The sequence below is a fragment of the Nannocystis sp. genome (assembly GCF_016714285.1).
Classification (GTDB): Bacteria; Myxococcota_A; Polyangia; order Nannocystales; family Nannocystaceae; genus Nannocystis.
The window spans coordinates 146,111-170,724 of record NZ_JADJNN010000020.1 but is presented as its reverse complement, the minus strand read 5'-3'; the positions used below and the strand labels follow the sequence as shown (position 1 = coordinate 170,724).

Genomic DNA, 24,614 nt, shown 5'->3' with positions numbered 1-24,614 from the left:
CAGGGTGCACGCATCTGCCAGTGGCATTTGTGTGGCCCTGAGCGCCTGCGAGGAGTTTTTCGATGCTGCTGCGAACCGCTGGAATCGTCGCTTCTGTCCTGACTGCCGCCCTCCTGAGCGCCTGTTATGAAGGTGGAGGGGAGCAGGTGTTCGCCCGTGAGGAGCGGGTCGTGACCGCGTCCGACCTCGAGGGATTGGCGCCGGAGGGGCTGCTGGAGCTCGACCTGCGCGAGGAGGCGGTGCGTTTTGCCTTTTCTTGAGGGGCTGATCGACTTTACGCGGGTGGTCGTGGTGGTGAGGGCGGGCGGCGGACGTTGATGCAGGACTCCGCTACCGGTCAGGCTGAGGTGTGGGGGCGAAAGTCCGGGGCAGATGGGGCTCGGACCAGCTTCGTGGTCGACGAGGCGACCTGGCGGCGGCGCTGGCCAGGCCGGCGTCCGGGGCGCTGCTGTGGGCCAGCAGGCGGCGCTGCAGCGGTTCCGGGGGGTCGACCAGGTGCTCGCCGGGGGGACGGGGTGCCGGGTTACTGACGGGGGACCTGGGGTTGATGCCCATGGGCGAGGGCAGGCGGCGGTCGCGGAGTTCTTGCGCGGGCGGGGCCGGCGTTTCGTATGTCCGAGGACAGCGAGTTGGAGCCGCCGCGCAGCCGCAGTGATGAGTCGGATGGTGCACGTGCGCTCCCAGCAGTAATTCACGAGCGCCGTGGGCGGCGAGCTGACGGTGCACGCCGACGGGGTGTCGGGGCGGGTGCAGGCGGTCACGGGGCGTTTTGTGGCGGGCGAGGACCTGGCGACGGAGCCGGTGGTCGAGGTGAGTGGTGGCGGTGAGCGGCGTGCCGACGGGCTGGGGGCGTAAGCCGTGAGCGTCGACGTGCCGGACCCCGTTTATGTGGTCACCGATCCAGCGCACCTGGCCTGGAGCGCGAGGTGCAGTATGTGGAGGCGGGGAGGAGCGCGACCAGGTGTTTGTTGACGCGGTGAGCGGGCGTTGGTCGCCCGCCATCCGAAGCATCACTGGGCCAGCGTTTTGTACACGGCTGGTGGGGGCCAGCAGCCGCCCGGTCAGGGGCAGCCGATCGCCGAGGGCGGAGTCCGAACGACGCGTCGGCCCAGGACGCGTGGTACAGCTTCGCCGGGCTGACTTACAAACTTCGCATAAGGCGCAAGTTCCCGGGCGCGACTCCTCCAATGCGGGCTGGGGCGACGCTGCACGCGACGGTGCAATTACGGGTATGAAGTAATGTGAACCGTTTCTGGACGGGTCGCAGACGGGTGTACGGACGGCGACGGGGTGTACGCCGGCAGCTTCTCGCGCGACGCGGACATCGTGGTCCACGAGCTGACCCACGCGGTGACGCAGTACGAGGCGAACCTTGTCTATCAAAACCAGTCGGGGGCGCTCAACGAGGCGTACTGGACACCATGAGTTGGCGCGGCGACGCTTACGGCGCCGGCGGGCGGGCGGCGACCTGGAACCTGGCGGAGACGATCTGACCCCGGGACGCCGGGCGACGCGCTGCGCCATATGAACAACCTGACCGCGACGGGCAGTCCTATGATTATTACCCGGAGCGTTACACTGGGGGTGACGATAACGGCGGGGTACCTCAACTCGGGGATCGCCAACCCAACTGCGGCGTTTCCATCTGCTGACGGCGGGTGGCAGACATCCGCGCGGCAACACTCAACACCGAGGTGCCGGCGCCTGGGATCGATGTCGGCGGCGATCTTCTATCGCGCGCTGACGGAGTATCCGGGCAGCAACGCGACCTTCCAGGACGCTCGTAAGCGACCGCGAAGGCGGCGGCGGAGCTGTGGCCAGCGCGGCTGGGGAGACGGCGACGGCATGCGGCCTCGACGGCGGTGGTGTGCCGAAGCGGCGCGCCCAATGGCGGCGGCGGCGGCGGCGGCGGCGGCGGCGGCGGCGGCGGCGGTGGCGTGTACGGGCACGCCGCGCGGGCAGCCTGGGCGGTAACGGGGCGACGAAGTGGGCAGCCGGAACAGCTACTACTGGTCGGGGGGGCGAAGGCAACAATGGGTGCCTGACCGGCCGGTCCCGGCGGACTTGACCCCGAGCTGTTCTAGTGGGTTGGTAGTGGCTGCAGGTGGCGAAGTCGGACGGGCCGACGAACCAGGAGGCCGTGAGCTACAGCGGGAGCGCGGGTTATTACACCTGGCGGGTGTCGTCGGCCGGCGGGTCGGGCGCGTACACGATGACGCTGCAGCTGCAGTGAGGCGGATCTTCGGCCCCGGCCCAGCCGGGACACGGTCGGCCAGCCAGATGCAGGTGTGATGGCCCCGGTAGGGGAGTCCAAGTGAGGACATGCTCCTGGGGCCAGACCGCGTGTTGGGCCGCCTGGCGCGCCGAAGGCGGATCGCGGGCGCTAAAAAAGCGGGCACGGTTCCTCTTCCGTGCCCGCTCTGCAGTCACGGTTCCTCTTACCGTGTCCGCCTTGCGCCTCAACAACGATTGGAACCTTCGGTCGGGACCCTCCTGTTGTTGTTGCCCCCACTGAGGGGGAACGATGAAACCGTGGCAAACCCGCGCAGCGCTTGCGTGAGGTGTCAGCGGTTCGGGCTCGGGGGGAGCCGTCACGATGCTGACGATGCGATATCAGTGTATGCGGCGATTGGCGATGGATGTCAAACCAAATTGTCGCGCGGCGTTTGTGCCAGCGAACGTATGTAGACGAACCCGGTGGTTTGGGGGCGGCGAGGCGCTGGGTATCGCCGCGCGGGGCGAAGGAGGCGGTTTGGTGGTCGATCGCGCGGCGCCGGGGCGCGCGGCGCGGGTGAACGCAGGGCATGTCCGCGTGCCGGCGCTCGTCGCAATGTGCTGGCGAAGCGGCGCGAGGATCGTGAATTCGCGGAAATTCAGGCGCCTGGAGGCGAACTGACCGCTGTCTCTTCATGCTTTGGGACATGTCTTGAAGGTCAGCTCGGTGCGCGATGACTGTCACTTTCGCTGTCGATGCCGCGCAAGAGCACCGGGCGGCTTGGCCGTCCGGCGGGGCACGGTGAAAGCGCGGGCGGCGGGGCCCTTTCGGTCCTGCGCCCGCGCGATTGCCACGTCCGAACGGACAGGTGCCTGATCTCGAGGAAAGATCGAGCTGCTCGAAGAGCCCGGCGGCGCCCATGCCGCCGCCCACGCACATGCTGACCACACCCCAGCGCCCGCCCGTGCGCTCGAGCTCGTGCAGCAGCTTGGCCGTGAGGTTGGTGCCGGTGGCGCCGAGGGGGTGGCCGAGCGCGATCGCCCCGCCGTTCGGGTTGACGCGCTCGGGCGGGAGCGCCAGCTCGCGCACGCAGTAGCAGGCCTGGGCGGCGAAGGCCTCGTTGAGCTCGAAGACGTCGATGTCGCCGATGCGCAGCCCGGCGCCGGCGAGCAGCTTGCGAATCGCCGGCACGGGGCCGATGCCCATCAGCTCGGGCGCGACGCCGACGGCGACGAAGCGGCGAAAAATCGCGAGCGGTCGCAGGCCCAGCTTGTCGGCCGCGCGGCGCTCGATCAGCACTGCGGCGCCCGCGCCATCGCTAAGCGGTGAGGCGTTCCCAGCGGTGACGGACCCCTCGTTGGCGAAGGCGGGCTTGAGCTTGGCCAGCGCCTCCAGGGTGGTGTCGCCGCGCACGGTCTCATCGTGGCGCAGGGTCACCGGTGCCTCGGTCGGTGGTGACGGTGGTCGTCCGGCCAGCTGCGCGTCGAAGCGGCCGGCGGTCATGCGGCGGCCGGCGGGTCGCTGCGTGGCCTGGTGTAGGCGAAACTGGTCTGCTCGCGGCTGACGCCGAAGCGGCGGGCGACGTTCTCCGCGGTGATCCCCATGCTGGTGTAGGCCTCGGGATAGCGCTCGAAGAGCTCCGGATGGGTCGAGGGCTTATTGCCCCCCATCGGCACCATGCTCATCGACTCGACCCCACCGGCGATGATCGCGTCGTTGCCGCCGAGCGCGATGCTGCCGGCGCCGATCGCCAGCGCTTGCAGCCCGGAGGAGCAGAAGCGGTTGATCGTCAGCGCCGGAACCTCCGCCGGCAGCCCGGCGAGGAAGCCGGCGATGCGCGCGACGTTCATGCCCTGCTCGCCCTCCGGCATCGCGCAACCGAGGATCACGTCACCGATGCGGCGGGGATCGAGGCCCGGGCAGCGCCGAAAGGCCTCGGCGATCGCCAGGCCGGCCAACGTGTCGGGGCGCGTGTCGCGCAGCGCGCCCTTGTGGGCGCGACCGCAGGGCGTGCGGGCGATGAAACGATGGCTACTTCGCGCATCGGCTGTCTCCTCCGTCGGCGCTGCAGGGCCGTCAGTTGCGTAGCGGCTTGCCGCCGAGCGTGCTGATGCGCGTTGCGGCGTTCGGGTCCGGCGACCAGGATACGGAAAGCCTCGCGCCTGAGCTCGAGGGATCCGTTGGGCTGGTCGACCGGGCAGCGCAGCGGAGGTGTCGCCGCCGAGAGCACGTCGGCGATCCTTGCCCGCGATCTTCTGGTCGTGCGCCGTGACGCGCTGGCCCCGCCGCAGGATATCGTCGACGGACCAGCGGAAGTTCGCCGCGGCCGGTGGAGATGAGCGAGATGGCGGCGTTGCGGTCGGGCGGGACGTAACCGGCCTCGGCGAGGCCGACGGCGCGGCGCTTGGCCTCGGCGACGACGCGGGCGCGGTGGAACACGACGGTGTCGCCCGGGTGAGGGAAGCCGAGGGTGCGGTTCGGCGCCTGTCGAGACCTTGCCGGCGGCGGCGCTCGAAGGCGCGGCGGATGAAGGGGTAGGGGTCGCCCCTCAGGCCTCGGGGCGGCCGCACGAGCCGCGGGTAATCTCTTGAGGCCGCCGCCGGCCGGGAGCAGGCCGACGCCGATCTCGACAAGGCCCATGTAGATCCTGTTGGCGACGATGGCGTCGCCGTGGAGGGTGACCTCGACGCCGCCGCCGAGGGTGAGGCCGTGGGGGGCGACGACGACCGGGAGCTCGCCGTGGCGCAGGTCCATGAGGGCGGTTTGCAGGGCCGCGACGGCGCGCTCGAGGGCGACGAAGTTCCTGGCCTCGGCGGCGGCGAGGACGGTGCGCAGGTCGGCGCCGGCGCAGAAGTTGTCGCCCTGGTTGCCGATGACGAGGCCACGCCGCCGCCGATGCGGGCGAGGGTCGGGCGGGCCTCGGCGAGCATGGTCACGGCGCCGCCGTCGAGGACGTCGATCTTGCCGCGGAACCCCGAGGCAGGCGATGCCGTCGCCGATGTCGATGAGGCTGGCGGTCTTGTTGCTGTGGAGCTCGCCGCGGGCGTCCTTGGCGGCGGCGAGGCTGATCATGCCCGCGGGGGTGGGGATGGCCCGTGCACCCGCGCCGGGGACAAAGATCGTGGGGGCGCTGGGGCGGCCGGCGTACCAGCGGGCGGCGTCGCCCTGGGCGGCGACCAGCTCGCGCAGGGCCGGGGCGGGCTCGAGGCCCATGGCGCTGAGCTGCGCGGCGCACCAGGCGACGCCGGCGGCGTCCATGAGGGCGAAGGGGCCCTGCTGCCAGCCGTAGCCCCAGCACATGGCGTCGTCGATCTCTTTGGGGTGTGCCGTGCAGATGACGCCGACGCGGGCGGCGCTGTAGTTGAAGAGCGGGAGGTAGACTCTTGCGTAGTAACAGATCCGCCGGCGCGGCTGGGGGCGTAGGGCCGGTGGGTACGCGCTTGCCGAGGTCGCGGGATCGTGGCGACCTCAGCGAGCTCGGGGAACGGCGCGTGCTGGTTGTCGCGGTACTCCTGAGGGTGGGGACGAGGGTCTGGATGGCCTGCCGGCCTTGCGGACAGTAAGCGACTTGGTCCTTGTCGCCGAGCAGCGGCGCCCGATCATGCCGGTGGACCACCGGCGGGACGACCGGCGAGGCCGTGGAGCCCGTCGAAGTCTGGCGAGGCCGGTCGCCGCTGAGGACGGCGGCGAGGTTGTGGATGACGTGGCCGACGACGTCGATGCCGACGAGGTCGCCGGGGCGGGAAAGCTGGCGGTGCGCGGGCGGCCCATGAGCGGCCCGTTCAGGAGGCCGACCTCCTCGACGTGGAAGTCGCCGGCGGCGGTGGTGGTGAAGGTCAGCAGCATTTCGGCGGTGCCGACCCGATTGCCGCTGACAGCGGGGGGAGTCGTGGCACAGGACGACGCCTGTCGAGCACGCGGTCGCTGAAGGTGGCGAGCTCGTCGACGATCGCCGGGTCGCCGTGGCGCGAGGGCACGACCTCGGAGCAGGCTGTAGCGCGGCGGGTTGAAGAAGTGGAGGCCGACGAGTAAGTGCGCGGGCGGCCCGGCAGGCCTCGGCGATGGGCGCCGATGCCGAGGCCAGAGGTGTTGGAGGTGAGATCACGTGCGGCCGGCGGCGGCGGCGACCCGGGTGAAGAGGGCCTGCTTGATGTCGAGGCGCTCGACCACGGCCTCGATCACGAGGTCACTGGCTGCGCAGGCGCGCTCGAGGTCGTCCTCGAGGTTGCCGGGGTGAGCGGGCCGCGGTCTCGGTTTGGGTAGGCGGCGGGTTTGGCCTTGAGCATTGCTGCAGGGGCGCCGAGGGCGCCAGGGTTAGCTGAGAGCCGCGCGGCCGACGCGGCATCCGCGGCACCATGTCGGAGGAGGAAGGTGCGGATGCCCGCATTGGCGAGGTGGGCGGCGATCTGCGCCCCCACGTGCCAGCGCCGAGCACCGTGGCCGTGATGGACGGGCGGACGACGGCGACACTCACGGGGCGGCAGGGTAGACCATCCGTGGGCGATCGGTTGGTGAGAAAATCGGAGCGGTGCGGCGTACGTGGTAGCGTTGACGGTGATGTCAGGCGACTCGCGACGGCCGCGATGGGGCGGGTGGCTGCTGGCCGCCGGGCTCCTGGCGTGTCGAACCGCGGTCAGGAAAACGAGGCGTGCGCAGCAGGCACCCGGCGATCGGCGCGGTGGACACCGGGGCCCGAGGCGCGACCCGAGGCGCCGGTGGCGGCCGCTCCAGCGACGGTGGAGCCGGAGCGCGACGCGGCGGTGTTGCTGGGTTCGGGGCAGTTCGATGCGGCCTTGGTGGCGCTCTCGGGGCAGGTGCCGGCGGTGTCCGGGTCGCCCGAATGGTTCACGCAGGGGATGCTGCGGGGAGCGTGTGCGGAGCGACCGGCCGGGCGCGCTGCGCTGGCGAGCGCGGCCCTGGCTCCGCTCGTCGAGAGTCGGGTGGCGCCGCCCGGGTTGGCGCGCGAGCTGCTCCTCGACGAGTATGCGCGTAGTTTGTTGGCGCAGGCGCGTGCGGAGGGTTTGCCGCGCCCCGAGGCTGACGGGCTGCGGCGCAAGGCGGCGGAGCAGTGGCGCAAGGCGATGAAGCACGAGCCCGTGCGCAACCTCGCGGTGCTGCGGGTCGCCCATGCGGAGGCGCTGGCGGCCGTGGAGGGCGAGGGGGGCGGTCGGAGGTCGGCGGCGACGCAGGCCGTGAAGGCGCTGGCGGAGGTGTTGAAGGCGTATCCGGAGCATCCCCGGGCGGGTGAGCTGGAGCTGCTGCGGGCGCAGGCGCTGCTGCGGGCGGGCAAGTCGGGCGAGGGGCTGGCGGCGCTGCGACGGACGGCCATCGATCGCTGCGGGACCGCTGTCGCGGACCGGGCCGAGGCGCTGCTGGTCGGGGCTGGCAAGCCGCCGCGCTGGTCGGCGCACGAGCAGCTCGATCGCGCGATGCGCGCGCGGCACCTGCGGCGCTTCGCGGCCTCGCGGGCGTTGCTCGATGGTCTGCTGGTCGATCCGAAGACGCCGGCGGGGCTTCGCCGGTGGTGCTGCGCTCGCGGGCGTTCACGGCGACGCGGCAGCGGGACTTCGCGCAGGCGGCGGCGGACCTCGAGCAACTGTATCGTGCCAGTCCGTCGGCGGACCTGCGCGACGATCTGCCGCGGGCCCCTCGATCGTGCGGGCGATGCGATGATGCGATCACGCTGTGGCTGACGCAGGCCGGACGCCGCGGCGGCGCGGCAAGGCGGCGCTGGCCGGGGCGATCGAGCAGGCCTATCGCGGGGCCGCTACGCGCAGGCGCAGGCGCTGCTCGAGCGCCTACCCGCGAAGGATCGGCTGCGTGGCGATCGGCCGTGGCTGGCGGCGTGGTTGAAGCTTCGGCTCGGGGAGCGCGAGGCGGCGATCGCTGCCTTCGCGGCGCTGGAGAAGAAGCTGCGCGGCGAGCAGGTGACGGTGGCGCGATACTTTCGCGGGCGCCTGCTGGTGAGTGCGGCGGAGGATCGGGCCGAGGGCGTGGCCCTGCTGCGCGCGGTCGCGGCGGCGGGGCCGATGGACTATTACGGGCTGCAGGCGCGGCAGCGGCTGCTTGACCTCGGTGAGGACCCGGGTCCGTTACCTGTCCTTTCACCCATGTCCTCCGAGACAGCTGCGGCGCCCGGCGCAGCGCAGGCGCGGGCGACCTTCGCGGGGCTGGCGGCGCGTCACGGGGCGGCGATCCCGGCGCTGGCACCCGCGGGCGTATCGCAGCACGGTCGAGCGCGAGGCGGCGCTTCGCGAGATCGACCCGACGCAGCTATGGTCGCTGATGTACACGGAGTCGCGGTTTCGCCGCCACGCGGTGTCGTCGGTGGGCGCCCGCGGGGCGATCCAGATCATGCCGAACACCGGGGAGCTGCTGGCGGCGCGCCTGGGCGAGACGCTGGCCGACACGGACGCGCTGTTCGAGATCGACACCAACGTGCACCTGGCTGCCTATTACCTGGACGAGCTGCTGACCAAATTCCACGGCCAGGCGGCGATGGCGTACACCAGTTACAACGGCGGGCCCTTCAACGTCGAGCGGTGGATCAAGGCCAAGTCTGATCGCTCGGGCGGTGGGCAAGCGCTCGAGCTCGATGTGTTCGTGGCCGAGATCCCGCTGCGCGAGACGGCGAACTACACGCGTCGTGTGCTCGAGGTGCAGGCGGCGTACGAGCTGATGTACCGCGGCGCGCTGCCACGCTGGACCAACGTGGTGGAGACGCAGGTCGAGGCCAACATCGACTTTTGACGCGCCCGTCGGCGCGGGGATGCGCGTCGCGGGGCGTGAAACGCGAGGGCTTGTGGCGGGGAGGCGGTGGGTCTACGGTGGCGTGACGCTGGGGCTTGACGGCCCTGGCGCGCCCTGACGGGCTCCGGGAGGACTCATGGCGATGAACGAACGGCTCAATCAATTGGGACAGGCGGCGCGGCGCTTGAACGAGGGATCCGACCAACTCAACGGCCTGATATCGGCGATCGACAAGGCGCTCTCGCGTCTGATGATCGGCATGGATTATGTGCACCCGCGGCCGCTGTCGGAGACGATGAGCATCGGCCGCGACGGGAAGCGGGTGATCGAGCTGGCGTTCCTCGGCTACCTGCGGATCCAGAGCGAATATCACCTGTGCATCAAGACGGTGAAGATCCTCGAGTCGAAGGTTGCGCTGGCGTCCGAGACGGCGGGCACGGTGACGCCGCTGCTGTCGGCGCCGCGGACCTTGCGGCACTCGGCGGTGGACGTGCTGCCCGAGCTGATCCAGGTGCTGTCGCATCAGGTCGGCGATCTGGTGGCGCAGATGGAGCGGCGCTGCTCGACCGCGAAGGCGCTGCTCGAGCAGCTCGAGGGGCTCGAGGCGCAGATCGCCGCGAGCCGTGAGGCGCTCGGGCAGACCGGCGGCTAGGCGCGGGCGCGCCGCGTGTGGGCGCTGTTTACCGGGTGGGCTCTTGAGTGTTATACGCGCGGCGATGTCTGGCCGCGTCCTCGTCACTGCCGCGCTCCCTTACGCCAACGGGTCGATCCACCTCGGCACCTGCTCGAGGCGATCCAGACGGGACGTCTACGTGCGGGCGCGCAGGCTCGCCGGCGACGACGTGATCTTCATGTGGGCGGCGGACACCCACGGCACGCCGATCGAGCTGCGGGCGCGCCGCGAGGGCATCACGCCCGAGGCGCTGATCGAGCGGGCGCACGCGGAGCACGCGGCGGTGTTTCGCGACTTTGGCATCGGCTCGGATATCTACTACACGACGCACTCGCCGGAGACGCAGCGGCACGCCGAGGCCATCTTCGCGGCGATGAAGGCGGCCGGGTACATCCATACGCGGGTGACGACGCAGCTGTATTGCCCGCACGACCAGATGTTCCTGCCGGACCGCTTCGTGCGGCGGGCAGTGCCCGAAGTGCGGGGCCCTCGATCAGTACGGCGACAGCTGCGAGGTGTGCGGGTCGACCTACGCGCCGACCGAGCTCAAGGACCCGCATTGCTCGATCTGCGGGACCGCGCCGGTGCTGCGCGACTCGGAGCACCTGTTTGTCGCGCTCGGGCAGCACGAGGCGGCGCTGCGGGCGTGGCTCAATGGCGGGGCCAAGCTGCAGCAGACGGTGCGCAACTACGTGATGCGCTGGGTCGAGGACGGGCTGCGTGACTGGGACATCTCGCGAGATCCGCCCTACTTCGGGTTCGCCATTCCCGGGTATGACGGCAAGAAGTTCTTCTACGTGTGGTTCGATGCGCCCGTGGGTTACATCGGCGCGACCGAGAAGTGGTGCAGTGAGCACGGCCGCGACGTGAACGAGGACTGGCGCGGTGACGCCGAGATCGTGCACGTGATCGGCAAGGACATCGTGTATTTTCATACGCTGTTCTGGCCGGCGATGCTGCACACGGCCGGCTACACGGCGCCGTCGCGGGTGCAGGTGCACGGGTGGTTGACGGTCAACGGCGAGAAGATGTCGAAGAGCCGCGGGACCTTCATCCTCGGTCGCACCTACCTCGAGCATCTGCCGGCGGACTATCTGCGCTACTACTTCGCGGCCAAGCTGGGGACGGAGCAGGACGACATCGACCTCAGCATGGAGGACTTCGCCAACCGGGTGAACGCGGAGTTGGTGAACAAGGCGGCCAACCTGGCGAGTCGCTGCGTGAAGTTCGTGCAGCAGCGGCTGGGAGCCCGGTTGGCGGCGCCGCCGGCCGACGCGGCGCCGCTGCTCGCGCGGGCGCGGGCGCGGCTGGCCGAGGTGCCCGGGCTCTATCGAGAGTTCGAGTCGGCGAAGGCGCTGCGCCTGGCGATCGAGATCGCAGAGGATTTTAATGTGTATGTCACCGAGGCGGCGCCGTGGAAGCTGGCGAGCAGCGACCCGGAGCGGGCGCGGGCGGTGTGCAGCGCGGCGATCGAGGCGAGCAAGATCGTGGCAGCCATTTTGAAGCCGGTGCTGCCGAGCTGGGCCGAGAAGACCGAGCGTATGCTGGGGTCGATCTGCGGGTCGGGGTCGTGCAGACCTGCACGAAGGTGAAGCGCTCGGACAAGCTGCTGCAGCTGAGCGTCGACCTCGGGCCGCTCGGCGTGCGCAATATCTACAGTGGGATCGCCCTGAGCTACACACCGGAGCAGCTGATCGGCAAGCGGGTGGTGGTGTTCGCCAATCTCAAGCCGCGCAAGATGGCCGGCGGTATGAGCGAGGGGATGATCCTGGCGGCGGGTGGACCCGGCCGCGCACGCTGAGGTGGCGCTGGGTCTCGCCGAGGAGCACGCGCAGCGAGCCGATCAGCTCCGCGCTCGAGGCGCTCGCCGAGCGGGCCGGGGTCGGGCTCGGCCTGCTTGACGTTGAAGTGGATGAGGTCGGTCAGCGCGGCGCAGGCGCGTGACTGGGCCTCCACGGAAGCGGTCGCGGCGGGTGTGCAGGTCGGCGTGGCAGCCGTCCGCCAAGAGCTGCAGGAACTCGCGCAGGTGGGTCTCGGCGTCGCGCAGCAGCGGGGCGTCCTTGACCGTGCGGCGGAGCTCGCCGAGCTCGGCGAGGACATCGGTGGCGATGTGGAAGCTGTCGAGCCTGCGCGGACCGAGGAGGCCACGCCGGCGCGGGAGGGCGTGCGAGAAATTCACGGTGACGTGCTGGCGTGACGGCCTGCGCGGGGACTCGTCATCATTCATGTCATCGTCGAGTTCCGGCCGCGAGGGTCAGGCGTCGGCCGTGTCGTCGATGTCGCGGTCATCGTCGCTGCTCGTTGCCGACACCGGCGGCCTTGCGGGCGATGAGGTCGTCTTGATTGATGAGCCAGCGCGAGCCGATGCGGCGGGCGGGCAGGCGGCCCGTCTGGGCCATATGGCGGACAGTTCGCTCGCTCTGCCGAGCAGCTCCGGCGGCGTCTTTGATGGAGATCTCCACTGGAGGCTTCCTCGTCAGGTGGGCGGTGATCGGCCGGGACGGCCGCCGCGAACGTAGCGGAAGTCGGATCGAGCGGCGCATTTCCGGCTAATTTGTTGCCGGATCCGGCACCGGCCTTGCCGAAGTCGGATCGTCCGGATCCGAAGATCTGGTGATTTGTTCAGGTCACGGGCCTGCAGCGCGTGTGCGAGGGTCGGGCGGTGGAGAAGCCCGGAGCAGCAGTGGGAGACGGGTCGCTCGTCGCGCTACGGCTGGCGGAAGTGCCGGCCGGGAGGCGGGGAGCCGGCGGTTCAGGGCTTGAGCCGCGGCCGCGGGCTGGTGGTGGGTCATTGCGGGCCTGCTTCTCGCTGACGGCAGGTGGTCGATGTGGGGCCGTGGATGACGACCTGATCTTCGCGGCGAAGGCGTGGCTGGCGGCGCGCGGCGGGCGGGTGCTGACCTGCGGGACGGCCGGGCGAACGATCGCGGGTGGTGCCTTTGGTGTGGGAGAGCTGTCGGATCCGCCGCCGAGACCGGCGTTTCGGGTCGTGACCCTGTGTCCTCGAATGCGGAGATCGTCGGGGCGCTCGGGGCCTTTTGATCGGGTGGTGGCGTGCGAGGACCTCGTCGGACTGGCCGCCGGAGGTCGAGCAGCCGGAGCGCCTCGGGCCTGACCTCGGGCCTGACCTCGATCGTGTGGCTGCGATCGCGCCGGCGCTGGCGATCAGCTCGCTGAGCGTGCCGGGGATGGAGCGGGTGGTCACCGGGCTGCGGGTGCGCGGGGTGCCGCAGCGGGTGCTTGCGCCGCGCTCGCTGGCCGACGTGATGGCCGAGCTGCGGCAGGTCGGCGACGATCTGGGGCTGGCGGGGGCGGCGGCGCGGGTATGTGAGGAGATGGCGGGCGAGCGCGGGCCCTGCTTGCGTGAGGCCAGTACGACGGCGGCGGGGTACCTCGAGTGGTGGCTGCGGCCGATGTTCAGCCCGGGGCTGCGTGCTACAGCAACGAGCTCATCGCCCTGGCGGGTGGGATCAATGTGTTTGGCGAGCGGCCGGGGGCGAGCGTGGAGGTCACGCCGGAGGAGCTCCTGCGCGCGGACCCGGAGCTGTGCTTCGTGTCGTGGTGCGGGGTCGCGGAGGCGAAGCTGGACCCGGACAACCTCATCTCTGCGGGCCGGGCTCGAGGCATTGGCGGCGGCGCGGGCGGGCGGGTGTATCGCCTCGACGAGCGCTTCTCGGGGCGACCGGGGCCGCGGATGCTGACGGCGGCGCGCGTCATGGCGCGGGCGATCGCCGGGCTCGCCTGAACTTGCGCCGAATTTTTGTGTCGCCGATCGCGGTGTGCCAAGGCTTGGGCATGCAGGTCGTGTCGCTCGAGCCCCAGGTCGTCCGTCTCGTCGAAGAGCTCGCCCAGTACCGCGGCTATCGCACGCTGTGGCTCGATCGGCGCGGATATCTGTGCCACGCGGAGCCAGAGGACGACTACGAGGATATCGGCTTTGCGTATGCGGGCACCGTGTTCACGCCCGATCGGATGAGCTCGGAAGCTGCTGGCGACCTTTGCGGCGCGCCGGGCGGCCCGCGTCGGGGCCTGGCCGGTCGCGGCGGCGCTGCGCATGAGCCCGGTCGCCGCGCTCGCGCCGGCCTGAGGCTGGAGCGACGGCGGCGCTGTCACGAGCGACGGCGGGGCAGGAGCAGCGGGACCAAGGCGGTGAGCAGCCAGGGGGCGGGGGCGGGCTGCTGCGCGCAGCCGCAGCCGGACTCGCCCTGCTGCGCGCCGGTGTCGCCATTGCTGGCGCTGCCGCTGGTGCTGTCACTGTCGGGTGGATCGCCGCCGCCGGTGGTGGGTGTCTCGGGTCGCTGCTGGTGGCGCTGGTGTCAGTGCCGGTGCTGGTGCCGGTGCCGGTGCCGGTGGACTCGGGTGGTTCCGGGCAGGCCGGGCCGGGGTCCTGCGGGTCGTCGACGTGGGTGCGATTGACGATGGTGGCGCGGTCGCGGGTCTGGCCGACCCACATCTCGATCGACCGTTCGACGATCGCGTCCATGGCCGCGAGCTCCTGGTCGCACAGGCCCTCGTCGGCGCGCTTGATCAGGATGAAGGAGAGGTCGAACTCGCTGGGGCGTCGGGGTAGGCGGGCAGGCGCTGGCCCCGCGCCGATGACGTCCTGATCGTGATGTCGCGGCGGGTGCCCTGGACGCGGTACTGGTCGGCCTTGAAGGAGAAGCCGTCGACCGGGGCGCATTCCATGTCGGGGAGGGCGGAGTCGATGCAGTCGTGCGGGTCCTCGATGACGAACCAGGGCTCGACCTCGTCGGGGGCATGAGGCCCATGAGGTAGAGGTCGAGGTCGCTGAACTGAAAGCTCTTGAGCTGGGCGGCGGTGAAGCTGCCATCGCCGTTGTCGGCCCAGCGGTGGCCCTCGACGGGGGAGCCGTCTGGTGTGCATGTAGAAGTTCCAGTGGCCTTGGCGCGGCCGAGCATGAGGTCGCTGGGGCCATCGCCGAGGTCGGCGAGGACAAAGGAGAGCCAGGCGTGGCCGAGCTCCTGGCCGAACACGAGCGAGATCCAGGTGTCGTTGAGGCCCTGGTCGCCGGGCAGGAGGAAGTTGTGCCAGTCGTTCATGTGCAACATGCCCTGGAACTGGCTGTTCGGGGTGTCGTCGAAGAACTCGTCCGGGATGATCGGGTCGATGGCGGCGGCCTGCTTGTAGCCGATGCCGGCGACGTCGTTGGCGAGCGACTGGTAGAAGGCGCCGACGCCCTTGACCAGCTTGAAGGTGGTGTAGACGACGATGAACTGGCTGTCGTCGGCGTGGACCTTCAGGAAGCCCGCCTCGAGCGGGTAGTAGGCTTCGTAGAAGGGCTCGCGGTTGAACCAGTTGGCGTGTTCGATGGTGCCGTCGACGTCGTTGAAGATCGTGAAGTCGGCGCTGCTCGACGAACTCGATCGGGGCGGCGCGGGCGGTGCCTGCGGTGACGAGGATCGCGAGGGTGAGCACTGCGGGGGCGAGGCGAGGCACGGCGATCGCAGGATACGGCGAGAGCGCGCGCGTGGGGTCCGCGGTGGGGTGAAGTCGCGGTATCGCGCGGGGCCCGGGTGAGCGGTGGGAGTTAAAAGCAGCACGAGCCGCCGGGTCTGGTGGACACGGCGGCTCGTGGTGGGACAGCGGCTGGGCTTTAGGGCTTGATGGCGCTGTTGAGGACGGACTGGATGCGCTTGACCATGCCGGCGGGGTCGGCGACGACGCCCTCGGCGAGGGCGGCCTGGTCGTAGAGGAGCTCGAGCCAGGTGCCGACGCGGTCGTCGGCGGGGCTCTCCTTGGCGAGCTTGCTGACGGCCTGGACGAACGGGTGGTCGGGGTTTAGCTCGAGGATCCGCTGGCGGGTCGGGACGTTCTGGCGGGCGGCCTTGAGGATGCGCTCCATGTTGCGCGACAGGCCGCCCTCGTCGTCGACGAGGCAGGAGGCGCTCTCACGCAGGCGCTTGCTGGCGCGGACGTCCTTGACCTTCTCGCCGAGCAGGGCGCGGCCGACCGCGAGGGCGGGGCCGATGTCGGTCTTGCTGTCGTCCGGCTTGTCCTCGGGCTTCTCGGGGATGTCGAGGTCGCCCTGGGTGACCGAGCGCAGCGGCTTGTCCTTGTATTTGGGGAGGTCCTGGACGACCCACTCGTCGATCGGGTCGGTGAGGAAGAGGACCTGGTAGCCGCGGGCGAGGCAGGCCTCCAGGTGCGGGCTGCGGGCGACGGCCTCCTGCGACTCGCCGGTGATGTAGTAGATCGCGTCCTGGCCCTCGGGCATGCCGGCGACGTAGTCGGCGAGCGAGACGAGCTTGCCGTCGCTGTTGGTGCTGCGGAAGCGCAGCAGGCCCATGAGCTCGTCCTGGTGGCCGCCGTCGGTGTGCAGGCCCTCCTTGAGGACGGCGCCGAAGTTGTCCCAGACCTTGGTGTAGTCGTCGGGGCGCTCGCTGGCGATGTCGGCGAGCTGCTTGAGCACCTTGCGGGTGAGCTGGCGGCGGATCGCGTTGAGGGTGTTGTGCTCCTGCAGCATCTCGCGCGAGACGTTGAGCGGGAGGTCCTCGGAGTCGACGATGCCGCGGACGAAGCGGAGGTAGGCGGGGAGCAGCTTGTCGCAGTTGTCGATGATGAGGACGCGGCGGGCGAACAGCTGCAGCGACTTGCGGTCCTCCATGAACAGGTCGGCCGGCGGCTTGCCGGGGATGTACAGGAGCGCGACGAATTGGATCGGCGCGTCGGCGCTGATGTGGAGGTGGCCGAGGGGCTCGTCGCCGGGCAGGACGAAGCCGCCCATGACGTGCTTGTAGAACTCCTTGTAATCCGGCCTCTGTGAGCTCCTTGGCGGGGCGCATCCAGAAGGCGGTGGCCTCGTTGACCTGCTTCTCCTCGTCCTCCTTGCCCTCCTTGTCGGTGATCTGCACGCGGATCGGGTGCATCACGTAGTTGCTGTAGCGGCGGATGACGGTCTCGAGGCGGTAGCGCTCGAGGAATTCGCGGGCCTCGGGCTTGAGATGCAGCTCGATGCGGGTGCCGCGGAGCTCGCGTTGGCTGGGGCCGAGGGTGAAGGTGCCGTCGCCCGTGGAGCTCCAGTGCACGGCCTCGTGCTCGGGGACGGCGCTGAGGGTGTACACGTCGATGCGGTCGGCGACCATGAAGGCGCTGTAGAAGCCGACGCCGAACTGGCCGATGAGGTTGAGGTCGGGCTTTTGGCCGCTCTCCTGCTGGGCCCGGGCGCGCTCGAGGAAGTTGAGGGTGCCGGAGTGGGCGATGGTGCCGAGGTTAAGGGCGACCTCGTCGCGGGTCATGCCGATGCCGTTATCCTCGATGACGAGGACGCCGCTCTGCTCATCGGCGTGGACCTGGATGGCTGGTTTGGCGTCGCGGTCGCGGAGGCTGCTGTCGACCAGGCCCTGGAAGCGGGCCTTGTCGAGCGCGTCGGAGGCGTTCGAGAGCAGCTCGCGGAGGAAGATCTCCCGGTTGGTGTAGAGGGAGTTGGTCACCAGCCGGAGGAGCGCGCTGACCTCGGCCTTGAACTCGTGCTTCTCTGCCTTGTCGTTCACGTGGGCACCTTCTGGGCGTGTCGGGGCAATACGTCGGGGGCGGCGCGTCCCGAGGGGGCGGCCGGGCGGGAAGATAAAGCCCTCGAGGGATGCGTCAAGGGCCCACGTGCTCGTGGCCGACGCATCAACGCGAAACAGCCGGGCGATGCGCCCGACTGTCACTTGAGGGGACCGACAGCGGCCGGAGGCTATACGAGGATGCTCGACAGCTTGGGCGTCGGCAGGTGGACCAGGCGACGGTGCCACAGCTGGGCGCCGATGAACTCGTCTTCGCGGGTGATATGGTCCGTCAGGCGGGCCGTGACCTTGAAGCCGAGCTCACCGTAGATCTGGTTGCTGAGGGTCCAGTCGGCGGCGCACAGGGCGAACACGCTGGCGGTGTCGACCTTGATGAGCTCGTCGAGCAGGGTCTTCACGCAGAACTCGAGGACGGGGATCTCGATGTCCTTGAGGGGTGGGGTGATCATGTCGATCTTGGCGTGACCGAAGGAGCTATCGGTCTCGGCGCCGACCCAGTAGTCGCGCTTGTTGAGCTTGGCGAACACGGCGATGTCGGGGTTGAAGACGCCGCGGCGGAACGGGGCGTAGAGGCCGCTGCCGCCGAACTCGCGGGTCATCTCCTGCAATCGCGGGATGTCGCTGACGACCTCGAAGGTGAGGCCGCGGGGCTTGGAGGTGTGCTTGAGGTCCTTCTCCTTGGGCTCTTTGCCGGTGGGGAGGGGCGGCACGGTGAGCTTGGGGGCGCCGCCCTGGATGGGCTCGCCCTCGTCGGTGTAGACCCGGCTCATGATGTAGGCGTCGGCGGTGCGGAAATAGCCCGGAATGGCGCCCTCGCGGGAGAAGCCGACGCTGCGCCAGGACTTGCTGTCCTGCTTCTCGACCACGGTAAAGACCTTGCGAAGGCCCTCGGCTCGCGCGATCCTGTCGAAGAAGTCGCGCTTTTGCTGGTAGTTCCCGACCCGATAGTCGAAGACCCGCAGGTTGTGGTGCCTCCGATTGAGGAGGAAGCAGAAGTCGATGTCACCCTTGCGGTAGTAGATCTCTTCGACTGGATCATCGCCGCCGAGGAGTCGAGCGGCTGGTTGACTGGACATGTGCACTCCTGAGGCTACGGCTTTTACCCCTACCACCTACAATTATTGATGTCAAAGCCTGGATAGGGATAATAGGCAAATAAATTGCAAGCCCTTTTTCGCGGCTGAGTTGCGTGCGGATGCGCCGGCCGTGGCCGTGAAGGAATGGAGCCATTTGTCCAGGAAACAGGCAGGAGAGCGAGAATTGGCGGTGTTTTCGGCGGTCTTCGGTGCGGCCCTGTTGCTGGGTTGTCCGGAGACGGAGGCGCCGGGGGAGGTGTCGGGTTGCCGCCGCGACACCGACTGCAAGGGTGACCGGATCTGCGAGGCGGGGGCCTGTGTGGCGCCGCGGCCGGCCGTCGCGTCGACCACGCCGGCGTCCGCGACGGTGGTGGGGACCAGCCTGTGGAGCCGCGGAGGTCCGGGACGTCCGTACCAGGCCCTTGGGACCGGTCCCGAAGGCCAGCCGCGGATCGTGTGGGACCTGGACCTCGGGGCGGTCGTGTTCGCCTCGCCCACGCTGGTCACGGTGGGCGGGGAACTGCTGGCGCTGGTCGGGACGCACGCGGGCCGCTTCGTCGGGGTGGTGGTCGAGGGCACGCGGGCGGGTCAGGTCGTGCTGGACATGAACCTCGGGGGGATGGTCTGGGCGACGGCTGCGGCGGCGGATGGACGGGCCTATGTCGGCGGGGACGACGATACGCTCTACGCGATCGACCTCGCGACGAAGCAGGTCGCGTGGGGGTTGAAGGTCGGCAACTGCGGCGAGTCGCGGGCGCCGGGGCCGGAGGGCGCCCGCTGCGACGCCGACGGCGGGCCGACGATCGCGGCCGACGGTGACCTGTACCTCGGGGCAGACGGGGTCTACCGGGTCGGGCGCGACGGGAAGATCCGCTGGCACTACCCGGCCGATCCGGAGCTGAAGGCCAAGCACGTGTTCGGGGCGCCGCTGGTGGCCGGTGACGGCAACGTGTACGTCGGCGGGCAGGACGGGCTCATCCTGTCCCTTCGGTCAGGCGACGGGACGCTGCGGTGGACCTACAACGTGCGGGCCGACGTCGATGGTGGGCCGGCGATGGGCGAGGACGGCAATCTCTACATCGGCGCGGACGACGGCCGACTGTATGCGCTGCGCAGCGACGGGAGCCTGCGCTGGAGCTTCGTGGCGCAGAAGGACATCCGCAGCGCGGCGGCGGTGGCGGCGAGCGGGGCCGTGTACGTCGGATCGTTCGACGGCAATCTCTACGCGCTGGCGAGCAACGGCGACGTGAAGTGGGTGCTGCCGACGGGCGGGCGCATCGCCGCGTCGCCGGTGCTGGACGCGGCTGGGACGATCTACGTCGGCAGCCAGGACGATCACCTGTACGCGGTGTCGCCGAAGGGGCGCGTGCTGTGGAGCCTCGAGCTGCCGGGTGACATCGACTCGTCGGTGGGGATCACTGATGGCGGCGTGCTGGTGGTCGGCTGCGACGACGGGCACCTGCGAGCGCTCAAGTGATTGCGTGCGTTTGCCCGTTTGCGCGGGCGCGCGAGCGTGGGCAAGGTGGGCCCCGTGAAGCGAGAGAACAAGACGCGCAGCGGGGGCGATGGCCCGACCGTTGCCAAGTTACTGGTGAACCCTGCGGGCTTCGCGTTCGCGGAGCCGCTCGACGGCAGTGAGAGTGTTTACATCCCGCGCGGGCGCCTCGGCGTCGCGCTCGACGGCGACGAGGTGACGGTCCGTTCGTGGCCGTCGGACAAGGGCTTCGAGGGGGAGATCGTGGAGCTGGTGCGGCGCGGCCGGACCCGGCTCACGGGGGTTCCGCGGCTGTACGGGCGCACCTGGGTGCTCGAGCCGGACGACCCGCGGGTGCTGTGGCGGCCCGAGCTGGTCGCGCCGGGGTCTGGGCCGCCGGAGGGGATGGTGGTCGTCGCGACGATCACGCATTACCCGAGCGAGCCACGTGACGCGCTGCTGGTGAAGATCGAGAAGGTGCTCGGCCCGCCCGACACGCTGGCGACCGAGCAGATGAAGATCTTGCTCGAGCGAGGGATCAACCCGGAGTTCCCGGACGCGGTGTTGGCCGAGGCGCAGGGGGTGCCGCAGGCGGTGCAGCCCGCGGATCTGGCGGGGCGCGATGACCTGCGCGGGCTGCCGTTCATGACGATCGACCCGGTCGACGCCCGCGACTTCGACGACGCGGTGTGCGTCGAGCTGCTCGGCGAGGATCTGCGCCCCGCGGACATGCGGGTGCACGTGGCGGTCGCCGACGTGTCGCACTACGTCCGCGAGGGCACGGCGATCGACGACGAGGCGGCGCTGCGCTGCTTCTCGGCGTACCTGCCGGACCGGGCGATCCCGATGCTGCCGCACGCGCTCAGCTCGCACATGTGTTCGCTGGTGCCGGACGAGGATCGACTGGCGATGGTGATCAGCATGCGCATTGACCCCGAAGGCGAGACCCGCGAGGTCAAGCTGCGGGCGGCGGTGATCCACAGCCAGCGGCGGCTGAGCTACGAGCAGGTCGCGGCGGAGCTCGAGGGCGCGGGCAAGCTGACGCCGGTGGAGATCGATCGCATCCGGCTGCTGCGCCGCGCCGCGGACCGGCTGCGGGCGATGCGGCTGCGTCGTGGGGCGGTCGAGCTGAACCTGCCGGAGACGAAGATCGTGCTCGACCAGGACGACCCGAGCCGGATCCGCGACATCGTGCCGTCGCGGGCGTCGGCGTCGGTGGCGCAGGCCTACAACCTGATCGAGGAGCTGATGCTGGCGGCCAACGAGGCCAACGGGGCGATCGCGGTGGCGCACAAGCTGCCGATGGTGTTTCGCGTGCACGACCTGCCGGACGCCGACAAGTTGCAGCTGCTAGCGAGCGCGGCCGAGACGCTGGGGCTGAAGGTCGACCCGGAGAAGCTGCGGACCCCGCTCGGCGTGCAGAAGTTCCTGAGCCTGGCGGAGTCGCACGCGCGCGGGCAGGCGCTGCACATGTTCATGCTGCGGGCCATGGCGCAGGCGGCGTACAGCACCGACAATTGCGGGCACTTCGCGCTGGCGAGCGCGGCGTATGTGCACTTCACGTCGCCGATCCGCCGCTACCCGGATCTGGTGGCGCACCGGGTGCTCAAGGCCTATCTCAAGCGCAGCGGCGGGCAGGCGGGGCCCGAGCCGGTGCCGGCGATGCCGGAGCTGGAGGCGAGCCAGGCCCAGGCGGCGCGCAGCAGCCTGCGCGAGCGGGCGACGGCCGACGCGGAGCGCGACAGCAAGGCGCTGTTCGCCGCGGCGTACATGCGCGACCGTCTCGGCGATCGCTTCGAGGCGACGATCACGGGCTTCGGATCGGCGGGGATCTACATCCTGCTCGACCGGCCCTTCGTCGACGGGATGATCCGCCAGGGGGCGCTGGAGCGCGAGCGGGGCGAGCTCTATGAGCTCGAGGACAACGGCGTGCGGCTGGTCGGCAAGCGCTCGGGGCACGCGTTGACGATCGGCGACAAGCTGATGGTCGAGGCGATCGACGCCAGCTTGCAGCGGCGCAAGGTCGACTTCGCGTTCGTCAGCCGCCTGAGCGGCTGACGCTCGCGGCGGCTCAGAACTCGACGGCGAGGCCGACCAGCCAGGTCGAGTCGCCGAGGTTGATGCTGTTCTTGCGGCCGAAGTTGTTGACCCGCGAGAACTGCCACTCGCCGAACAGGTAGGTGTGGTTGATGCCGGTGGCGCGGTCGAGGTTGCGGGCCGTGCCGCGCTCGAGGAAGTCGAGGCGGAGCATGCCGCCGAGGTTGGACTGGAAGCCCCAGGCGCCGCCGCGGGCCTTGTCGGTGACGTTGCCGGCCTCGTCCTTGATGGTGGAGATGTTGCCGCTGCCGTCCTTGGACCACCAGAACGAGTAGTTGAGGCCGAACTTGGCGTAGGGGACGAGGGGGACGCGGAAGCGGTCGGCGAGGAGCTCGAAGCGGTAGACGACCTGGACGGCGATGGGCATCACGGCGAAGCGGGTCTTGTCGGCGGCGCTGCGGACGGACATGGTCTCGTCGGCCGGTGGCTTGGCGAGCAGGGCCTGGGCCTTGTCGCGGAACAGGCTCCACTGGAAGCCGACGCCGAGGGGGCCGGCGAGGTTGACGATCTGGTACTCGAAGGCGACGCCGCCGTAGAACGCCTTCTTGGGCTGGCCGGTGGCCTCGCCGCGATCGTTGGTGACGCCGTAGACGCTGGCGTAGGGGCCGAGGCCGGCGCCGCTGTAGTTGCGGTCGATGTCGGGGAGGAAGGGGCCGAACTTGACCTCGATGGCGAAGCGCTGCGGGCTCTCGTAGCTCTTGGGCTTCTTCTTGGTGGCGAGGGTCTCGGCGAGCTCGGGGTTGCTCTGCTGGACGATGGCGTCGTCGCTGGGGACGGGCTGCTTGATCTCGTAGGTCGGGGCGGTGATCGGGCGCCAGACCTCGCCCTCGCGCTTCTCGCCGCGGCGCGAGCCGGGCGGCGAGGTTGTCGGGAGCTCGCCGTCGACGTAGCCCTCGCGCTCGGGCACCGCGGGGGCTTCCTTGACGGCGTTGGGGTCGCTGACGGGCGAAGTGTCCGTGGGGACAGGTGCCGTCGGCGTCTCCTCCGGGCTGTCCGTGGGGGCAGCTTCAGGGGGGGCGGCGAGGATGAAGAGGAGCGAGGCGAGGCCGGAGGTCACGCGCGCATCCTTGTGCTGCGGCGGAGCAGGCCGCCGAGGCCGAGGCCGAGGCCGAGGAGGGCGCCGAGGCCGAGCAGCGGGTCGCCGCGCTCGCTGAGGTTGCAGAAGCCGGAGCTGCCGCAGACATCGCCCTGGGCGTGGCACTGCTCCCACAGGTCGCGGGTGTCGACCGGGGTGGCGCGGATGACCTCGTCGGAGGCGAGGGGGTTGCCCGACTTGTCGTACGCGACGAGCAGGAAGTTGTACTCCTTGTCGTTCTCCAGGCCCTCGATGCGCACGCTCTTGGTGTTGTACGCGAGGTGGCTGCTGCAGACGTAGGACCAGTCGAGGCTTAGCATGCCCTTGCTGACGTTGAGCGTGCAGTCGGTGTTGCACAGGCCCTTGGCGCCGTTGTTCATGCCCTTGTCGCAGATCTCGTCGGGGCCCTGGAAGCCGTCGCCGCAGACGTCGAGCTGGCAGTTGACGTGGCAGGTCTTGTTGTCGCCGTTGAGGTTACCCTCGTCGCACTGCTCGCCCTCATCGGCCTGCAACATGTTGTCGCCGCAGTTCGGGGGTACTGCAGCCTCAGTGTCGCCAGCGGTGGTGCCAGCAGCGCCGCTGGTCGTGGTGATGCTGGTATCACTGGTGGTGCCGCCGGTGTCGCCAGTGGTTCCGGTGTCGCCAGTGGTTCCGGTGGTGGCGTCGGTCCCGGTGGTGGCGTCGGTCCCGGCGGTGGCGTCAGTGGTGCCGGAGTCGTCGGTGGTGGCGGTGGGGTCGAGCGGGCTATCGGAGTTGACGGTCGAGAAGGGCCCGTTCGGGCACAGGTTGTCCTTCGTGTAGTAGATCGTGCCGTTCGGGATCCGGTCGAGGGCGGGGGCGTCCATGCCCTTGCCAGGTGGGGGCTTGCCGGTCGCTACTTCCTCGCAGAGGACGCGGAAGCCGTTGATGTCGCCAGGCTGGACGTCCCAGGACACCACGACCGCGGAATCGCCGGAGGACGCGACGATGTTGCTGGGCGCGGTGAGCGGGGGTTGGAAGTCGAAGGTGATCCCGGAGCTCATGCCGGCCGGGAGGTTGCTGTTCTGGGTGCCGCTGATGAAGAACTCGTCGGCCTGGCAGCCACTCATGGCGTTCGTCTGGGCGCACATCCACACGCCGGATGAACCCTGGACGCCGCCGCAGGTGCCGGCGGCGATGGCGGTCTTCGGATCGCGGGTCTCGGAGTTTAGCGAGGTGCCGTTGGCCAGCCACACCGGATGAAAGGTGACGTTGAGGCCCTGCACGTAGTCCGGGGAGGTGCTGGACTTGAGCATCACGCAGCGGCGAAACTGGCCGGCGACCGGGTTCGACTCGGCGGGACCGCAGTTGGTACCGACGAAGGTCTGGACGATTTTGGTGTTGTCGTAGGCGACGCCCTGGGTCGACTTGAGGCGGATCTGGGTCTCGATCTGGTGGCCGCACTCGCAGCGGGCCTGGTTGACGAACTGGACGAAGTCCGTCGAGGCCATGGCGCGCAGGCGCTTGCCGTTCTCGTCGGTGATGTAGTAGCGGATGTCGAAGGCGTCGGCGCCAGGCACCGAGGCCATGCCCGGGTCCGCGGGCGCCTGCGCCGAGGCGATCGTCGGCGCGAGCGAGGTCCCGAGCCAGAGCGAGGCTCCGACGAGGGCGAGGATCTTGGGCGGGGTGGGGCGGCTCGGCACGGGCGCAGGTCCGTGCAACCACAATGCCACAGACACGCGAGGCCAGCCCACGCTCGCCAGGGCC

General features: G+C 70.0%; 21 protein-coding genes and 5 pseudogenes. 15 read left to right on the top strand and 11 right to left on the bottom strand.

The genetic code is table 11. From position 1 onward, the window contains the following. The first annotated feature begins 62 nt into the window (after positions 1–62). The 4 genes from IPJ59_RS27835 to IPJ59_RS27820 all read left to right on the top strand — a co-directional run bounded on the left by IPJ59_RS27835 (position 63) and on the right by IPJ59_RS27820 (position 2,233). Positions 63–260: a hypothetical protein gene (locus IPJ59_RS27835; RefSeq protein ID WP_293274048.1), complete on the top strand. Its 198-nt coding sequence runs from the start codon at positions 63–65 to the stop codon at positions 258–260. A gap of 460 nt (positions 261–720) precedes the next feature. Further along, positions 721–855, top strand: coding sequence for a hypothetical protein (locus tag IPJ59_RS27830; protein ID WP_293274047.1), 135 nt, complete (start codon positions 721–723; stop codon positions 853–855). 435 nt (positions 856–1,290) lie between these two features. Continuing rightward, entirely contained in the window at positions 1,291–1,425 is a 135-nt protein-coding gene (locus IPJ59_RS27825) for a hypothetical protein (protein WP_293274046.1), read from the top strand. A gap of 679 nt (positions 1,426–2,104) precedes the next feature. Then, entirely contained in the window at positions 2,105–2,233 is a 129-nt protein-coding gene (locus IPJ59_RS27820; RefSeq protein WP_293274045.1) for a hypothetical protein, read from the top strand. Between the two features lie 879 nt (positions 2,234–3,112). Here IPJ59_RS27820 and IPJ59_RS38210 read toward each other — a convergent pair. Further along, positions 3,113–4,259, bottom strand: a pseudogene (locus tag IPJ59_RS38210) (thiolase family protein); the annotation flags it as partial. Between the two features lie 32 nt (positions 4,260–4,291). Further along, positions 4,292–5,515: an enoyl-CoA hydratase/isomerase family protein gene (locus IPJ59_RS27805; RefSeq protein ID WP_293274042.1), complete on the bottom strand. Its 1,224-nt coding sequence runs from the start codon at positions 5,513–5,515 to the stop codon at positions 4,292–4,294. A gap of 403 nt (positions 5,516–5,918) precedes the next feature. Here IPJ59_RS27805 and IPJ59_RS27800 point away from each other — a divergent pair, with 403 nt between their 5' ends. Beyond that, positions 5,919–6,143, top strand: a complete 225-nt coding sequence (locus IPJ59_RS27800; protein ID WP_293274041.1) for a hypothetical protein — start codon at positions 5,919–5,921, stop codon at positions 6,141–6,143. Between the two features lie 173 nt (positions 6,144–6,316). Here the strand turns inward: IPJ59_RS27800 and IPJ59_RS38205 are convergent. Continuing rightward, positions 6,317–6,439 (bottom strand): annotated as a pseudogene (locus IPJ59_RS38205) (3-hydroxyacyl-CoA dehydrogenase NAD-binding domain-containing protein); the annotation flags it as partial. A gap of 491 nt (positions 6,440–6,930) precedes the next feature. Here IPJ59_RS38205 and IPJ59_RS27795 point away from each other — a divergent pair. The 7 genes and pseudogenes from IPJ59_RS27795 (at position 6,931) to IPJ59_RS27765 (ending at position 11,835) form a co-directional block, all read left to right on the top strand. Further along, positions 6,931–7,908: a tetratricopeptide repeat protein gene (locus tag IPJ59_RS27795; RefSeq protein WP_293274040.1), complete on the top strand. Its 978-nt coding sequence runs from the start codon at positions 6,931–6,933 to the stop codon at positions 7,906–7,908. A gap of 274 nt (positions 7,909–8,182) precedes the next feature. Next, entirely contained in the window at positions 8,183–8,965 is a 783-nt protein-coding gene (locus IPJ59_RS27790; protein ID WP_366524704.1) for a lytic transglycosylase domain-containing protein, read from the top strand. Between the two features lie 142 nt (positions 8,966–9,107). Then, complete coding sequence (locus tag IPJ59_RS27785; protein WP_293274038.1) at positions 9,108–9,617, top strand: hypothetical protein; 510 nt, start codon at positions 9,108–9,110, stop codon at positions 9,615–9,617. Between the two features lie 64 nt (positions 9,618–9,681). Next, a pseudogene (locus IPJ59_RS38200) lies at positions 9,682–10,068 on the top strand (class I tRNA ligase family protein); the annotation flags it as partial. Between the two features lie 85 nt (positions 10,069–10,153). Continuing rightward, the gene (locus IPJ59_RS27775; protein WP_366524703.1) at positions 10,154–11,230 is read left to right on the top strand and encodes a class I tRNA ligase family protein; all 1,077 of its coding nucleotides are present in this window, start codon (positions 10,154–10,156) and stop codon (positions 11,228–11,230) included. Continuing rightward, positions 11,227–11,439: a hypothetical protein gene (locus IPJ59_RS27770; RefSeq protein WP_293274036.1), complete on the top strand. Its 213-nt coding sequence runs from the start codon at positions 11,227–11,229 to the stop codon at positions 11,437–11,439. The genes IPJ59_RS27775 and IPJ59_RS27770 overlap by 4 nt, the downstream gene beginning before the upstream one ends. Before the next feature lie 111 nt (positions 11,440–11,550). Next, complete coding sequence (locus IPJ59_RS27765; protein WP_293274035.1) at positions 11,551–11,835, top strand: hypothetical protein; 285 nt, start codon at positions 11,551–11,553, stop codon at positions 11,833–11,835. Between the two features lie 88 nt (positions 11,836–11,923). Here IPJ59_RS27765 and IPJ59_RS27760 read toward each other — a convergent pair whose 3' ends face one another. Beyond that, positions 11,924–12,100, bottom strand: coding sequence for a helix-turn-helix domain-containing protein (locus IPJ59_RS27760; protein WP_293274034.1), 177 nt, complete (start codon positions 12,098–12,100; stop codon positions 11,924–11,926). A 938-nt stretch (positions 12,101–13,038) separates the two neighbouring features. Between IPJ59_RS27760 and IPJ59_RS27755 the strand changes: the two genes are divergently transcribed. After that, positions 13,039–13,383, top strand: coding sequence for an ABC transporter substrate-binding protein (locus IPJ59_RS27755; RefSeq protein ID WP_293274033.1), 345 nt, complete (start codon positions 13,039–13,041; stop codon positions 13,381–13,383). A gap of 364 nt (positions 13,384–13,747) precedes the next feature. On the opposite strand, the pseudogene IPJ59_RS38195 reads toward IPJ59_RS27755, so the two are convergent. The 5 genes and pseudogenes from IPJ59_RS38195 to IPJ59_RS38185 all read right to left on the bottom strand — a co-directional run. Further along, a pseudogene (locus tag IPJ59_RS38195) lies at positions 13,748–13,828 on the bottom strand (hypothetical protein); the annotation flags it as partial. Positions 13,829–13,954: 126 nt separating this feature from the next. Next, the gene (locus IPJ59_RS27750; RefSeq protein WP_293274032.1) at positions 13,955–15,199 is read right to left on the bottom strand and encodes a hypothetical protein; all 1,245 of its coding nucleotides are present in this window, start codon (positions 15,197–15,199) and stop codon (positions 13,955–13,957) included. Positions 15,200–15,252: 53 nt separating this feature from the next. Next, positions 15,253–16,383, bottom strand: coding sequence for a hypothetical protein (locus IPJ59_RS27745; protein ID WP_463673376.1), 1,131 nt, complete (start codon positions 16,381–16,383; stop codon positions 15,253–15,255). 385 nt (positions 16,384–16,768) lie between these two features. Then, positions 16,769–17,089 (bottom strand): annotated as a pseudogene (locus IPJ59_RS38190) (ATP-binding protein); the annotation flags it as partial. Between the two features lie 248 nt (positions 17,090–17,337). Further along, entirely contained in the window at positions 17,338–18,243 is a 906-nt protein-coding gene (locus tag IPJ59_RS38185) for a hypothetical protein (protein WP_366524702.1), read from the bottom strand. A 190-nt stretch (positions 18,244–18,433) separates the two neighbouring features. Between IPJ59_RS38185 and IPJ59_RS27735 the strand changes: the two genes are divergently transcribed. Together IPJ59_RS27735 and IPJ59_RS27730 are read left to right on the top strand one after the other, a co-directional pair. Further along, positions 18,434–19,720, top strand: coding sequence for a PQQ-binding-like beta-propeller repeat protein (locus tag IPJ59_RS27735; protein WP_293274030.1), 1,287 nt, complete (start codon positions 18,434–18,436; stop codon positions 19,718–19,720). A gap of 54 nt (positions 19,721–19,774) precedes the next feature. Next, entirely contained in the window at positions 19,775–21,775 is a 2,001-nt protein-coding gene (locus IPJ59_RS27730; protein WP_293274029.1) for a ribonuclease R family protein, read from the top strand. Between the two features lie 13 nt (positions 21,776–21,788). Here the strand turns inward: IPJ59_RS27730 and IPJ59_RS27725 are convergent, their stop codons facing one another. After that, positions 21,789–22,871 (bottom strand): MXAN_2562 family outer membrane beta-barrel protein, encoded by a 1,083-nt coding sequence (locus IPJ59_RS27725; RefSeq protein ID WP_293258720.1) that lies wholly within the window; start codon positions 22,869–22,871, stop codon positions 21,789–21,791. Continuing rightward, positions 22,868–24,550, bottom strand: a complete 1,683-nt coding sequence (locus IPJ59_RS27720; protein ID WP_293274028.1) for a hypothetical protein — start codon at positions 24,548–24,550, stop codon at positions 22,868–22,870. Before IPJ59_RS27720 ends, IPJ59_RS27725 begins: the two co-directional genes overlap by 4 nt. Between the last annotated feature and the right edge of the window lie 64 nt (positions 24,551–24,614).